Source organism: Microvirga tunisiensis (assembly GCF_009296175.1).
GTDB lineage: Bacteria > Pseudomonadota > Alphaproteobacteria > Rhizobiales > Beijerinckiaceae > Microvirga > Microvirga tunisiensis.
The window spans coordinates 1-516 of sequence record NZ_VOSK01001016.1; the positions used below are offsets into that span (position 1 = coordinate 1).

General features: G+C 67.1%; 1 pseudogene. It reads right to left on the bottom strand.

What is annotated here, in order from left to right:
* A pseudogene (locus FS320_RS51535) lies at positions 1–516 on the bottom strand (DUF7133 domain-containing protein); the annotation flags it as partial.

Genomic DNA, 516 nt, shown 5'->3' on the forward strand with positions numbered 1-516 from the left:
TCTCGTATATCGCCGCGCGGCCCTCCTCGGCAGCCATGCCGTCCTCGCCAATGTTGCCGCGCGAACCCACGCCCACATAAAGCTTCGAGCCATCGGGGCTCGCCAGCAGGCTGCGCGTCCAATGCCCGCCGGGCTTGAACCCAACCAGCTTGCGACCCGGCCCGCTGACGCGCCCCGTGCCTGCGTCCTAGGAGAAGGCGACGGCTCCATCGGTGTTGCCGACGTAGAACGTCCCGGCCACCAGCGCCATTCCGAAGGGCTGGTTCAAGCCGTCCAGGAAGACGTCCCTGACGTCGGCTACCCCGTCGCGGTCCGCATCGCGCAGCCGCGTGATGCGGTTCGCACTGACGCCCACGGCGCCTGCGCGTTGCATCGTGCTGAGTGCCGCGTAGGTAAAGATCGACTTGACCGGGTGCATGACGACGGCGATCAGCGACTTGACGGTTTCAGTTGCGCCTCGCGCCTCGGCGACGAGGACGTCGCCATTCGACAGGACCTCGATCCACCTGGGATGCT